Genomic DNA, 14,083 nt, shown 5'->3' on the forward strand with positions numbered 1-14,083 from the left:
TATTGTACCAATAAGGAGAAATATGGTCAACTATCCTCATAAAATTTCATCAAAAAAAAGCCAAACATCCATTTCTCAACCAAAAAATTTCGCAAATCGAGGAATGACTTTTGAAAAGATGATTAACGCTACCAACGACTACTATCTGACGCATGGCATGGCAGTTATCCATAAAAAGCCAACGCCTGTCCAGATCGTTCGAGTAGACTATCCTCAACGTAGTCGAGCCAAAATTGTAGAAGCCTATTTTAGACAAGCTTCTACAACCGATTACTCTGGCGTATATAGAGGACATTACATTGACTTTGAAGCCAAGGAAACGCGACAAAAAAATGCTATCCCAATGAAGAACTTCCATCTTCACCAGATTCAACATATGGAACAAGTTCTAGAACAGCAGGGCATTTGCTTCGTACTGCTTCATTTTTCTTCTCGACAAGAAACTTATTTGTTGCCGGCACTTGATTTGATTCGCTTTTATCATCAAGATAAGGGCCAAAAATCAATGCCACTTGGATATATCAAAGAATACGGATATTTAGTAAAGCAAGGAGCTTTCCCTCAAATTCCCTATCTCGATATTATCAAAGAACATTTACTAGGTGGTAAAACAAGATGAATAAACAAACCATTCTGCGATTCTTAAAGTATATTGGAATTACATTTCTTACCTTATTTATCGCATTATTTCTATTAGGTGGAGGTGTCTTCCTCTACTTTGTTAGCAAGGCTCCAGCCTTATCTGAAAGTAAATTAGTTGCGACAACCTCTAGCAAGATTTATGACAACAAAAACGAACTGATTGCTGACCTTGGATCTGAACGTCGCGTAAATGCTCAATCAAATGAAATTCCTACTGACTTAGTCAAGGCAATTGTGTCTATCGAAGACCACCGTTTCTTTGACCATAGAGGTGTTGATACCATTCGTATCATGGGGGCGACATTGAGAAACCTCCAAGGGAAAGGAGGGCTCCAAGGAGCTTCAACCTTGACTCAGCAATTGATTAAATTAACTTATTTCTCTACTTCAACTGCCGATCAAACCTTGTCACGTAAAGCCCAAGAAGCTTGGCTAGCCGTTCAATTAGAGCAAAAAGCAACCAAGCAAGAAATCCTGACCTACTACATAAACAAAGTCTACATGTCTAACGGTAACTATGGAATGCAAACCGCAGCCGAAAATTACTATGGAAAAGACTTGAAGGATTTAAGCTTGCCACAGTTAGCACTCCTAGCGGGAATGCCTCAAGCACCAAACCAATATGATCCATATTCCCACCCAGAAGCCGCTCTAGAGCGTCGGAACTTAGTACTTTCAGAAATGAAGGGACAGAAATATATCAGTGCAGAAGATTACGAAAAAGCTATTAATACTCCTATCACTGAAGGTCTACAAAGCTTGAAGTCAGCCAATAGTTACCCTGCCTATATGGACAACTACCTCAAAGAAGTAATCGACCAAGTCGAACAAGAAACGGGCTACAACCTTCTTACCACAGGTATGGAAGTCTATACTAATGTCGACAAAGATGTTCAACAGCGACTTTGGGATGTTTACAATACAGATGAGTACGTTGCTTATCCAGATGATGAACTTCAAGTAGCTTCCACTATTGTGGATGTAACAAATGGTAAAGTCATTGCTCAGTTAGGTGCCCGTCACCAATCAAGTAATGTATCTTTCGGAATCAACCAAGCCGTTGAAACCAACCGTGACTGGGGTTCTACTATGAAACCAATCACTGACTATGCTCCTGCTTTAGAATATGGAGTCTATGACTCTACTGCTTCTATTGTACATGATGTTCCTTATAACTATCCTGGTACTGATACTCCTGTCTACAACTGGGATCATGGCTACTTTGGAAATATTACAATTCAGTATGCACTCCAACAATCACGTAATGTTACAGCTGTTGAAACATTAAATAAGGTTGGTTTAGATCGAGCGAAAACCTTCCTAAATGGCTTAGGTATCGATTATCCAAGCATCCACTATGCAAACGCCATTTCAAGTAACACAACTGAATCCAACAAACAGTACGGTGCAAGTAGTGAAAAAATGGCTGCTGCTTATGCCGCCTTTGCTAATGGTGGTATTTACCACAAACCAATGTATATCAATAAAATCGTCTTCAGTGATGGTAGTGAAAAAGAATTTTCTGATGCTGGTAAACGAGCTATGAAAGAAACTACTGCCTATATGATGACCGAAATGATGAAAACTGTTTTAGCATACGGAACCGGACGTGGTGCTTACCTACCATGGCTTCCACAAGCAGGTAAGACAGGTACTTCTAACTATACTGACGACGAAATTGAAAAGTATATCAAGAACACTGGCTACGTAGCTCCAGATGAAATGTTTGTAGGTTATACTCGTAAGTATTCTATGGCTGTATGGACAGGATACTCAAATCGTTTAACTCCAATCGTTGGAGATGGTTTCCTAGTTGCTGCTAAGGTTTATCGCTCAATGATATCGTATCTATCGGAAGATGACCAACCTGGAGATTGGACGATGCCAGAGGGCTTGTATAGAAATGGAGAATTTGTCTTCCAAAATAGTGCCAAAAACACTTGGAATAATCAATCTACACAACAAACGCAAATAGTAGAGAACCCAAGTACAACAACAGCTGAAAGTTCAACTACACAGGCAAGTACGACAGTTGGTCAACAACCAAATAATGCTCCAGCAACTGATCCTAATCAAGGACAAGCTGGTCAGGCTGTTCAGCCAACACAACCAGTACAACCAACGCCACAGAATCCACAAGTTCAACAGCAACCACAACAGTGAGCTGAAAGAAAATCCTGAGAAGCAAAACTCAGGATTTTTTCTACAATAAAATACATTTCGTAATATCGAACATAGGATAGGCATCAATCTATTTTCTCGAAACCAAAAGAAGTTAGCTAGCAACTAACTTCTTTTTATCTTATTTCACATGTTTTGCAAGTTCTTCTTGCGCTTTTTTATTGGATTCTTCTTTTTCTTTCATCCATTTATCTTGAGCTTTTTGGTATTCATCCACAGTGACTGCCTTGTCTTGAAGTTCAAGATATTTGTATCGAAGCGGATCGCTTGTCCCCTTGTTACCTGCGAAAGCGAAAGGTAAAGTGAATGGTACCATCTTAGACAAGATTGGACGACCTGTACGAGATGTCGTTGGAATGACTAGGGCACTATCTGTCAACCATGCTTGAGCTTCGGCATACTTGTTATACCGTTTTGTAATATCTGTAGTTTCTTCCCCTGCTTCATTGACCATTTTATCATAATCATTGAGACCAACCTTCTTAGCCGCCTCATTGTCTTTTCCTGAATCAAATCCTAGATAAGTTCTCGTATTTTCCCCTACAGAAGGCTTGATGATGTCAAGATAAGTTGATGGATCTGAGAAGTCTGGTCCCCATCCAACGTTATCAGAAAGATCCCAATCCTCACCAGCAGCAGTTTGTGCAAATAAAGTAACATTCAATAGGTCATCTTTTTGTAATTGTTGAATATCAATAACCACATTATCAGATCCTAAAGTCGCTTCCAAGGATTGTTTCATAGATTGGACACGCTGAACTTTTGTAGTTGCTGTCTGATCAACAGGCATATCTAGGTGAATTGGGAACTGTACTCCTTCTGCCTGAAGAGCAGTCTTAGCCTTAGCAAATTCTGCTTTAGCTTTTTCAGGATTGTACAGACCGTCTTGAGCATCAGCAAGGTTGACATCCTTCCATTCATCCCCGTAAGTCACCAATTTTTCTTTGACCATGTCACCAAAGTTTTTTCCATCTGCTTGAACAAATGTTGGTGGAACAAAGATATTACGTAAGATTTTGCTTGCTCCAGTTTGTCCATTTAGCTGAGAAGCATAAGCTGTCCGGTCAAATCCAAAGGCAATAGCCTGACGGAAATCCTTGTTTAACAAAGCCTTTTTAGTTGAAGTTTTTTGTTCTTCACTAGTCTTAGAGGTATATTTATAGGACTGACGGTCAATGTTTGTTCCTACTACATAAGTCGTAGAGTCCTGTTGCGTATAGACAATGTTGTCCTTCATCTCTTTCTCAAGTTCTGCGAAACTTGCACTTGTTGGATAGAGACGAGCTGCTGAAAGGCTACCATCTTTAAAGTTTTCTGCAGGTTTACTAGTATCTTGACCATCCCAGAATGACAATTTAACTTTGTCAATATGGACATTGTCTTTATCCCAGTAATTAGGATTTTTTGCAAATTCAACAGTAGATTTGGTTACAATGGATTTCAACAAATAAGGACCATTATACAAGATACTGCTTGGATCTGTTGCTTTTGCAAAATCATCCCCTTTTGAGTTCAAAAACTCTTCATTGACTGGCGCTAAGACACCCATAGTTGTTTTAGAATTCCAAAAACTTTCAGGTTTGTTCAAAGTGTATTGGACTGTTTGATCATCAAGAGCTTTAATCCCAACTTGAGAGAAATCTTTATTTTCCCCTTTAGCGTATGCATCCAAACCTTTGATTGAATCCTGTACCAAGTATAGGGCTTCTGATTTCTTATCTGTCGCATATTTAAGACCTGTCACAAAGTCCTGAGCCTTAACAGGAGCATACTCTTCTCCCTCAGATGTGTACCACTTGGCATCCTGACGAATCTTATAAGTGTAAGTCAAGCCATCCTTAGAAACTGACCAATCCTCTGCCATTGAGGGAATAAGGTTCCCGTATTTATCATTTTCAAGTAATCCATCAATTACATTACTAGTAATGTCAGCAGTCGCTGCCTTACCAGTTGTTAAGTAGTTGAGATTATCTGGGTCTGTCTCGTAGGTAAATGCAAAAGTCTGCTCTCCTTTAGTAGCAGAACCACCAGAACAAGCCGCTAAGACACCTGTAGCTAATAAAGTGACTCCCGCAAGAGCCAATACTTTCCTTGTTTTCATAGTATTCTCCTTTGTTTTTCTATCCATTATAGACCCTTTTTAAAGTCCTGTCAATAGAATTTTCTGAATTTTCATTTTTAGTTGTTATTTTCTGACAAATATCGAATGTTATTTCATTTTTTAATCTCTTTTTAACTATAATAAAAGAGGGAATCCAGTAACTCCCTCATCCATCTATTTAAGTCATTTTTAGATTTATTAATTTAAAGCTTGCAATGCGGACAGAAGATAAGAACCCTCACGAATTTTTTGACCTACGGCCTTAGCATTTTTGACCAAATCCTGATACTCTTCTTGAGACAAATTGTCCAATACTTCTTCCAAGTCAAGTAAACTCTCAACACTAATTCCACACTCTTTTTCTAAGACGAAATTAGCCAAAGCAGATTGTTTCCAAACAATAATAGGAAAACCAGAAGCCAAATAAAGGGAAGCCTTGTGGGAATTATTGTATCTCAAATACTCACCATATACTCCGCTACAAGTTTTAGAACTATCACCATCCCAGACTAAACCAAAGCTTCCTTCTAACGCTGACGGTAGTTCATCTGGAAGAAATGAACCAAAATAGGTTTCATTTGATAGCTTTCTAGCCTCGTCAAAACCAACACCATAGAGGTTATATGCCGGTCTTTCAGGCAACTCATATAAGTAACCTGCTTTTTCTTGGGCCAAATTTCCAGCTACAATAATAGCCCCTTCCTTCGATAAATCTTCTTTGTCTTGATAATTCGGGATAAGATAGTCAAAAATGCCTAAACTAACTATTTTCTTCTCAGAAATTCCCTTCTCCACAAGCACTGATTTCATAACTGGATTATGAGCAATAAGACCATCAGCTTGTTTCAAAAGACTTGACTCTTGAAGATGAACACGGATTTTATGCTTCAAGGGTACTGTATCCAAATTAGCATAGCGCAAAACTTCTAAATCATGGATAATAAAGTGAACCTTAACTCCTTTACGCTGCATTCTTTTGACTAAATGAGTCGTAAAGAAACTATGATGAAGCATAGGAAATTGAATCAGTAGCTGATCCCCTTCCTTCAACTTAGAGATAGCTTTGGATAGGGCTTTAGCCTTATGTCGTTGAGCTCTAATAGTCCCCATTTGATACCAATCATCTACCATCAATAACAAAGGACTATAGCCCTCACGAACCACTATTTCTTCGACGTCATTTCGAGCCTTATTCCCTGCATTTCGTGCACCAGAATCCTTCAGAAATTCTTCTTTTAGATAATATTTCATCTATCAATTTTATCCTTCGTTATCTTATTTAAACTCTTCCTCTACAACATTTAGGGCACGTTCAATGACCACATGCATGTCGTAGTATTTATAATCGGCTAAACGTCCGCAGAAAATGACCTTATCATTCTGTGCTGCTTCTTCTTGATATTTAGCAAACATGGCATTGTTTCTCTCATCATTGATTGGATAATAAGGCTCATCTCCACGTTTCCAATCAGCTGGGTATTCACGAGTAATAACCGTTTTATCTTGTGTGCCGTACTCAAAATGTTTATGCTCAATAATACGAGTATAAGGAATCTCTCTCTCTGTGTAGTTCACAACAGCATTTCCTTGATAGTTTTCTTCATCTAGAACTTCATGCTCAAAACGAAGACTACGGTATTCTAACTCACCATGTTTATAGTCAAAGTATTGGTCAATCATCCCTGTAAAGACAACTTTTTCAGTAGAAGCTTCTAATTCCTGACGATTGGCAAAAAAGTCAACTCCAAGTTCTACTTCTACATCCTTCAGCATATTTTCGATGATAACGTTGTAACCCCCAATTGGAATTCCTTGGTAACGGTCATTAAAGTAGTTATTATCAAAAGTCAAACGAACTGGTAGACGTTTAATGATAAATGGAGGAAGTTCCGTTGCTGAGCGACCCCATTGCTTTTCAGTATAACCTTTGATTAACTTTTCATAGACATCTGGACCAATCAACTTGATAGCCTGTTCTTCCAAGTTTTTAGGTTCAACGTCCTTCATGTGAGCCGTTTGCTCAGCAATCTTATTTTTCACTTCTTGAGGAGTTTTTGTCCCCCACATAGCATAGAAAGTATTCATATTGAAAGGTAGATTATAAAGACTCCCCTTGTAATTAGCTACAGGCGAGTTGATATAGTTGTTAAATTCAGCAAACTGATTAACATAATTCCAAACTTTCTCATTAGAAGTATGGAAGATATGAGCACCATATTTATGAACATTAACACCTTCTACATTCTCACAATAGATATTCCCACCAATGTGATCACGCTTATCAATAACTTTTACTTTTTTTCCACGCTTGGTTGCTTCATAAGCAAAAATTGCTCCAGACAGACCAGCGCCAACGATTAGATAATCGTACATAATACACTCCTTTATTAGACTCGACACTTTTGTAGCATTGTAAAGTTATCCTCATTAACAATATCATGTAAAAATAGATTTTAAAATTTTTTTGAAAAATTAGTTAGAATAGTTCATTTGTATGAAGAAAAATAATTTTACAAATCACAAAATTTAATTTCATTAGTTCAACAACTCCGTTTTATCCAAAGGATTAAAATTATTCAACGACTTATTAACAAAAGTATTTTTTGTTAATAACAAAAACATGAATATATTGTAAGTAGGGACAAACCAAAAAGCTTCAATCATGCAGTTTAGAGCAACTAAAGATAATATTACTACATATAAGTATTGCCCCTGTTTATACTGTTCTCTCGAAATTACAACATACAGACATATAAGCAGCACAAGAGGTATAACACCATATGTAAATAACATTTGAACATACGATGAATCTACGTAGTTATAATCAATAACAGCCTCCGTTTTACCTCCTGATCCTTTAAATAATACGTCTCTAGTTCCAAATAGATGTACACCAAAAGTATTAAATGCATTTTTCCCTAAAGCTAATCTACCTGTAACTAATTTATTGATAGATACTAAAAATGGAGATCCCCAAGAGAAAATATAAGTCAAATACATCATTAGTGACGAACATAGAACTACAGAATAAGGTAAAATTGAATAAATCCTGAATTTCTTATCTTCATTAAAGTAGAAAAATATAAAAATAATTGTTGCTAAAATAATTGATAAGGCATTTAAACGTGCATCACAATATTTTATAATAAAGAAAGATAAAAGTACACCTATTAGGGATCTAATCCATATAAACTTATCTTTTAATAAATAAGAAAAAGCCAAGAAAATGTAGAAACAGTGGGATGCAAAATCTGTAGGATAAATAAATCCAAATGAATTCCGAATAACTCCTTCACGACTATATTGTAAATTGGGAACTTCACCTAAGAGAGATAAAAGAAATACACTTAGTACAAGAATGCCTGCTACAATGACATACGTTTTCAAAACTACTTTCATATCTACATTAACTAATAAGACCAGAAGAGCTGAATAAACAAGAAAATTAAGTTTTCCGGTCTGAAAAAATACTAAAATTCCTGATAATAATAGCAAAGAAGAAAATATTAGATATTTAAATGAAATACGTGTTGGAAACATAAAACGAAGACCTAATAACAAAACTACTAATAAAAGATAATTTGCTTTAGCTTGAAAAAAAGTTTTATCCAGCATTGTAGTAGAAATAGTATTAAAAAATATCACTACAGATACAACAATACTAACCAGTAGATTTTCAAATTTAATTTTTATCATATTATTTATTTGGTAAAGAATAATATAGAATGAACATAATTGATAATTTTTATATATTATTTAATATTTTTAAACTTTTAGTTCATCTACAATCTTCCATCCTTCCCTTTCTAGACTTTTTCAATCAACTAACTTAGCTAAAACAAATTCTTGCAAAAATAACTTTGATTATTTCTGTATAGATTATCATCATACTAATTATTTAACAGCTGCTCTTTTATCTCCTTTAAGCCAACTATTTTAAATATTAAAATTAGCAAACCATAAAGTATCGCCCCCACAATAGCACATACAACAACATTAACAATAGGTGTAAAAGTCAAAATTGACTTCAAAAATGAAAGGGTAACATACATAAGAATTGATGCTGAAAATATTTTAATAGTTGATTTAAAAATTGGTACATCTTTTAAATATTTTCTTGTAAAATACAATTGGATAACCCATACAAATACTTCTGTTAATACAGAAACAATCGCAGCCCCAATATATCCAAATTCAGGCAGTAAAAGTAAATTTAAACCAACACTAATAATTGCTGGAACCGTTGTTGAAATCAAAAATTCTTTGTTCTTATTATGAGGTATCAAAATTTGAATCCCCATAATGTTCGTCCAACCAATAAAAAACATCCTAAAAATCATGATTGCAATAGCATATCTTGCTTCTTGAAAGTCATTTCCTAAGAAAAATTTCACAAAGTCATTATTGATAATTAACATACCTGCAATAGTCGGAAAAATCACAAGATTGTATATCAAGAAAGATAATTGATTCATGCGATTCACAGACTTCTTATCCCCTGTTGATAAAAGATTCGAAACACGTGGTAGCATAACACTACCCAGTGAAGTTACCAAAGTAAGTAGGATATTTACCAACTTTAAAGATTGATCATAAATTCCAACATCTGTTGTTGATGCTAAAGCTCCAAGCATTGTCCTATTTAACGTAACATATAAAGATATCGCTATTTGAGGTAAAAACAGTAATATCACCGGTTTAAGATGTTTCTTGGCATAATTGAAGTCAAATTGTGGCTTACCTATAAATTCTAGAGCTGGCAGCCACATACTTAATTGTCCTAAAAATTCAAATATAGTTAATAAAAAGACATATAGATATAAATCATTCTGAGACTTTATGAACAAAAATATTGAAATAACACCTATGAGTTTGACAGTGATATTTCTAACAGTTATCTTTCTAAAATCTTCTAGTCCTTGAAAAAGCCAAGTAATATCTAATCCCCTAGATAATAGAGATAATACCAATATATATGCTACTGGATTTTGCATAAATGAAAATGAAAAGCACAGACCAATATATAGAAATATCGATATACAAGTCGCAGTAAACTGCAAGGTATAAATACCCCAAAAATTATTAGGGATATTATTTCTATGAGCTGAAATCTCTTTTGTCCCATAATTAGCTACTCCTAATGTTGCCAAAAAAATAAAGTAAGCAACAATCGAATTAAAATAGCCAAAAGTTCCTAAATCATTTGAACTGAAAACCCTTGTAACATACGGTGTTGTTATGAAAGGTAGTACAATGGTTAGTAATTGATAAGAGAGATTGTAAGCATAGTTTTTTAAAACCTTCATGACTATCTAACCCATTTTCCCTCTGACTTTTTTATACAATTTTGCAGATACGAGAAACAATATATATTTCAATTTATTTTTCCTTGTAACATTTGAATTCGGAATAACATCTTTGAAATATTGAATGTATTCTTTTCTAATTTTATTAACTTCAGCATACATATCTGAACTAAGCATAGCATGTACAATATGCAGACCATTAAAAACATAGCGAACATTCAAGGCTCTTCTCATATCCCTATCACCTGAATAGTCTCGTTCAACATAACTTCTATTCCATTCCATTGCCTTGTAAAAATCTAAGAGACGATCACTATACTTAGAATTTACAATACTTCCTGGTCTTCGATAGTATTTATAAAGATTTAGATCACTAACAGCAATATTTTCACAGAAAGCAATATGCTCATAAGCAAGAGCTAAATCTTCATACAACATCCCATTAGGATATGGAAACCTTAATAAAATTTCTTTCTTATATAGTTTACCACCTGAATGTGTCCCAACATAATTTCCATAAAACATTTGTTCTAAAGCTGTTCTACGATCTAATTTTCCAGAATATTTCTCTCTGAAATCTCCTAGGAAATCACTATTTTCATAGTTTCTAACTTCAATCACTGGAGTTGCTACAAGATCAACTCTATACTTATCTCTAAGTTCTACTAAATATTCAATGGCTCTATGGTCATAATAATCGTCTGAATCAATGAAAACAATCCAATCTGTTGAAGATTCTTTTACCCCAGTATTGCGGGCATTGGACAATCCCCCATTTTCAATATGCAGAACTTTTATTCTGTCATCTTCTCGAGCATATTGGTCACAAATTTCTCCAGAACTATCCGTCGAACCATCATCTACTAAGATTATTTCAATATTTTTATATGTTTGTTGTCTTAGACTTTCTACACAATAACTCAAATAGTTCTCAACATTGTACACTGGTACAACAATAGAAATCTGATCCATTATGATAATCCTTCCAAAATGATATCAACAATACGCTCACAAGCTTTTCCATCTCCATATGGATTACTTGCTTTACTCATCTTGCTGTACTCTGTTTCATCTTCTAAAAGCAGTTTGAAATTAGTATAAATATTTTCTTCTTCTGTTCCTACTAATTTCAAGGTTCCTGCAGCAATCCCCTCTGGACGTTCTGTTGTATCACGCATTACCAATACTGGTTTACCTAAAGAAGGTGCTTCTTCTTGTACACCACCCGAATCTGTTAAAATCATGTAGCTTTGATTCATAAAATTATGGAAATCAATGACTTCTAGAGGTTCAATGATTTTCATACGTTCATTGTCGCCAAACACCTTACTTGCTAACTCACGAACCTTAGGATTCTTATGAATAGGATATACGACTTTAACTTCTTCAAATTCATTCAGGATACGATTAACTGCGTTAAACATATTTTCCATGGGTTGACCAAGATTTTCACGTCGATGAGCTGTCAACATGATGAGTTTACTATCCTTAGCCCACTCTAAAATAGGATGGTCATAATGATCTTGAACGGTTGTCTTCAAGGCATCAATAACAGTATTTCCAGTAACATAAATATTTTCTCTTCCCTCTTTTAAAAGATTCTCTTTAGCCACTTCTGTGGGAGCAAAATTGAAATCTGCAATAATTGAAGTGGTCTGACGATTAAATTCTTCAGGAAATGGGCTTTGAAGATTATAAGTTCTCAATCCTGCCTCTACATGTCCAACTTTAATTCCCATGTAAAATGCAGCTAAAGCTGTCGCAAAAGTGGTTGTAGTATCCCCATGAACAAGAACAATATCTGGTTTTTCCTGCTCTAAAACTGCTTGAATTTTATCTAAAATACTTGTCGTGATTGTAAATAGTGTTTGATTTGCCTTCATAATTCCTAAATCATAATCAGGAACAACTTTAAAGACATCTAAAACTTGCTCTAACATTTCTTTATGTTGACCAGTTACACATACAAGTGTTTTGATTGAATCATTTTTCTTCAGTTCATTCACTAAGGGACACATTTTTATTGCTTCTGGACGCGTCCCAAAAACTAACATTACTTTTTTCATTTCGAATCCCCCATTAGTTTTTGATAAAATTTACGATAATTCTCTAAAAATAAAGGATAACTAAACTTCTCTTCATAATCTTTTTTAGCTTGATGAGCTAACCTAGTTCTAAGAGTTGAGTCAGTCGCCAGACTCTCAATAGCAGAAGCTAAGGCCCTAGCATCTTTAGCAGGAACCAAGATCCCATTTTCATTTGTAACAACTTCGTTTAATCCCGGTATATCCGTGGCAACTAAGGTTTTGCTATTCATAAATGCCTCAATGGCAACTAGGCCAAATCCTTCAAATACTGAAGGCAAAACACAAAAATCAAAACTATTGATACATTCTACTATATCCTTGCGATATCCTAAAAAAGATACTTTATCTTCCAGATTTAGTTCTTTAACCTTGTTTTCTAGTTCGGCTCTAAGCTCTCCATCCCCAACGATAAATAAACGAAGTTTTTCATCTGAAATCAAAGAAATCGCATCAAGCAGATAAGTCAAACCTTTTTGTTTAGATAATCTTGCAATACAGCCTAGCTTGATTCCATCAAACTTCATAATCTCATCAACTTGTCTATCTGACTGTTTCAAGATCACTCCGTTATAGATAACAGTGCTGTCTGTCACTCCCACATCATCTTTCAAATTTTTATTAACTGCTTGACCAACTGCAATACTATAGGCATTTTTCAGTGAAAATCTATATAAAGGCAACTTATCTTTAAAGACATTATGAGCAGTGTAAACATGGACTAGCTTGGGATTTATCAGTTTTAATAAACGAATATAAAAAGCTGCCATACGATGATGCGTATGAACCAGAGTAATCTTATTTGTCTTAATAATTTGATAAATAGTAAGAAGCAACTTCAAAACAGTAAGAGGATTTTTGCTGTCTATATCGTGAATTTTATGATGGATAATTCCTTGGGCATCTAATTTTGGTTCCCAAAGGCCTCCTGTAGAAGCAACATGTACACTATCAAATTCATCTTGCAAATCAGAACTCAACTGATACACGATTCTCTCAGCACCACCAATATCCATCGTTCGTGAAATATGTAAAATATTATTTTTTCGTTTTTCGTTTCTCATCTAAAACTCGCTTAATAAAGGTAACATTCCCTACAAAGTATCGTTTAAAGAGACGCTTTGGTTCATTAGCAACTCGGAATAACCACTCCAAGTTTGATTTTTGCATCCAAAGTGGAGCACGTTGAATGTGACCAGACAGTACGTCAAAGCTACCACCTACACCCATAAAAATAGAATTCACTCCATTATCCATAAATTTTTGGATGATGTATTCTTTTTTAGGTGAAGTAATTCCAACAAATACAAAGTCGGGATTCTTTTCACGAATATCTTCCTGAATATCTTGCTCATCTTCCTCAGAAAAATAACCATTACGATGTCCAACAACTCGTAGATTTGGATACTCTTCTTTGAAATTTTGTAACATATCTTGCAAAACTTCTTCTTTAGCACCAAAGAAATACACTGAATAAGATTTCTCATCGGCTAATTTTAATAATCTTTGCATTAAATCAATTCCAGCAACTCGTTCTGGAACTTGGTAGCCCAAAAATCGAGAGGCTAGAACGACTGATGCACCATCTGCATTGATGATTTCAGAATCATTAACTATCTTTTTAATGACTTCATCTGATTGACATTGGTTAATCTTATCAGCGTTTACGCCCATTAAATGAAGAGGGCGTTGTTCAATGACAAAATTCTCAACCGCCTGTACTGTTTCATCCATTGTTAAAGGGTCAATCCTGACCCCCATTAAATCAA

The 14,083-nt window shown here is 35.1% G+C and carries 11 protein-coding genes; 2 read left to right on the plus strand and 9 right to left on the minus strand.

The genetic code is table 11. The features are described 5' to 3' along the window. Positions 1–22 precede the first annotated feature (22 nt). The gene (gene recU, locus QMQ21_RS17150) at positions 23–619 is read left to right on the plus strand and encodes a Holliday junction resolvase RecU (RefSeq protein WP_141230488.1); all 597 of its coding nucleotides are present in this window, start codon (positions 23–25) and stop codon (positions 617–619) included. Then, positions 616–2,805 (plus strand): penicillin-binding protein PBP1A, encoded by a 2,190-nt coding sequence (pbp1a, locus tag QMQ21_RS17155; RefSeq protein WP_237447050.1) that lies wholly within the window; start codon positions 616–618, stop codon positions 2,803–2,805. The genes recU and pbp1a overlap by 4 nt, the downstream gene beginning before the upstream one ends. A gap of 139 nt (positions 2,806–2,944) precedes the next feature. Here the strand turns inward: pbp1a and QMQ21_RS17160 are convergent, their stop codons facing one another. The 9 genes from QMQ21_RS17160 to QMQ21_RS17200 form a co-directional block, all read right to left on the minus strand. Further along, positions 2,945–4,924: a peptide ABC transporter substrate-binding protein gene (locus QMQ21_RS17160; protein WP_261814866.1), complete on the minus strand. Its 1,980-nt coding sequence runs from the start codon at positions 4,922–4,924 to the stop codon at positions 2,945–2,947. A gap of 198 nt (positions 4,925–5,122) precedes the next feature. After that, positions 5,123–6,175, minus strand: coding sequence for a glycosyltransferase (locus QMQ21_RS17165; RefSeq protein WP_223340014.1), 1,053 nt, complete (start codon positions 6,173–6,175; stop codon positions 5,123–5,125). A 24-nt stretch (positions 6,176–6,199) separates the two neighbouring features. After that, positions 6,200–7,297 carry a UDP-galactopyranose mutase gene (gene glf, locus QMQ21_RS17170; RefSeq protein ID WP_261814867.1) on the minus strand — a complete coding sequence of 366 codons (1,098 nt, stop codon included), beginning with the start codon at positions 7,295–7,297 and terminating at the stop codon, positions 6,200–6,202. 162 nt (positions 7,298–7,459) lie between these two features. Next, positions 7,460–8,620, minus strand: coding sequence for a hypothetical protein (locus tag QMQ21_RS17175; RefSeq protein WP_261814868.1), 1,161 nt, complete (start codon positions 8,618–8,620; stop codon positions 7,460–7,462). A 194-nt stretch (positions 8,621–8,814) separates the two neighbouring features. Next, positions 8,815–10,230, minus strand: coding sequence for a flippase (locus QMQ21_RS17180; protein WP_247933463.1), 1,416 nt, complete (start codon positions 10,228–10,230; stop codon positions 8,815–8,817). Between the two features lie 6 nt (positions 10,231–10,236). Continuing rightward, positions 10,237–11,202 (minus strand): glycosyltransferase family 2 protein, encoded by a 966-nt coding sequence (locus QMQ21_RS17185; RefSeq protein WP_237447056.1) that lies wholly within the window; start codon positions 11,200–11,202, stop codon positions 10,237–10,239. Further along, the gene (gene wecB / locus QMQ21_RS17190; RefSeq protein ID WP_125446901.1) at positions 11,202–12,296 is read right to left on the minus strand and encodes a non-hydrolyzing UDP-N-acetylglucosamine 2-epimerase; all 1,095 of its coding nucleotides are present in this window, start codon (positions 12,294–12,296) and stop codon (positions 11,202–11,204) included. The genes QMQ21_RS17185 and wecB overlap by 1 nt, the downstream gene beginning before the upstream one ends. After that, complete coding sequence (locus tag QMQ21_RS17195) at positions 12,293–13,378, minus strand: glycosyltransferase family 4 protein (protein WP_125446899.1); 1,086 nt, start codon at positions 13,376–13,378, stop codon at positions 12,293–12,295. The genes wecB and QMQ21_RS17195 overlap by 4 nt, the downstream gene beginning before the upstream one ends. Further along, positions 13,353–14,075 (minus strand): WecB/TagA/CpsF family glycosyltransferase, encoded by a 723-nt coding sequence (locus QMQ21_RS17200; protein ID WP_237447111.1) that lies wholly within the window; start codon positions 14,073–14,075, stop codon positions 13,353–13,355. Before QMQ21_RS17200 ends, QMQ21_RS17195 begins: the two co-directional genes overlap by 26 nt. Between the last annotated feature and the right edge of the window lie 8 nt (positions 14,076–14,083).

This window comes from Streptococcus bouchesdurhonensis (assembly GCF_948472335.1).

Coding starts and splice junctions, on each gene's coding strand:
- QMQ21_RS17165 (WP_223340014.1), bottom strand. CDS start 6,175: ATGAAATATTATCTAAAAGAAGAATTTCTGAAGGATTCTGGTGCACGA.
- QMQ21_RS17175 (WP_261814868.1), bottom strand. CDS start 8,620: ATGATAAAAATTAAATTTGAAAATCTACTGGTTAGTATTGTTGTATCT.
- wecB (WP_125446901.1), bottom strand. CDS start 12,296: ATGAAAAAAGTAATGTTAGTTTTTGGGACGCGTCCAGAAGCAATAAAA.
- glf (WP_261814867.1), bottom strand. CDS start 7,297: ATGTACGATTATCTAATCGTTGGCGCTGGTCTGTCTGGAGCAATTTTT.
- QMQ21_RS17160 (WP_261814866.1), bottom strand. CDS start 4,924: ATGAAAACAAGGAAAGTATTGGCTCTTGCGGGAGTCACTTTATTAGCT.
- QMQ21_RS17200 (WP_237447111.1), bottom strand. CDS start 14,075: ATGGGGGTCAGGATTGACCCTTTAACAATGGATGAAACAGTACAGGCG.
- QMQ21_RS17180 (WP_247933463.1), bottom strand. CDS start 10,230: ATGAAGGTTTTAAAAAACTATGCTTACAATCTCTCTTATCAATTACTA.
- QMQ21_RS17185 (WP_237447056.1), bottom strand. CDS start 11,202: ATGGATCAGATTTCTATTGTTGTACCAGTGTACAATGTTGAGAACTAT.
- pbp1a (WP_237447050.1), top strand. CDS start 616: ATGAATAAACAAACCATTCTGCGATTCTTAAAGTATATTGGAATTACA.
- recU (WP_141230488.1), top strand. CDS start 23: ATGGTCAACTATCCTCATAAAATTTCATCAAAAAAAAGCCAAACATCC.
- QMQ21_RS17195 (WP_125446899.1), bottom strand. CDS start 13,378: ATGAGAAACGAAAAACGAAAAAATAATATTTTACATATTTCACGAACG.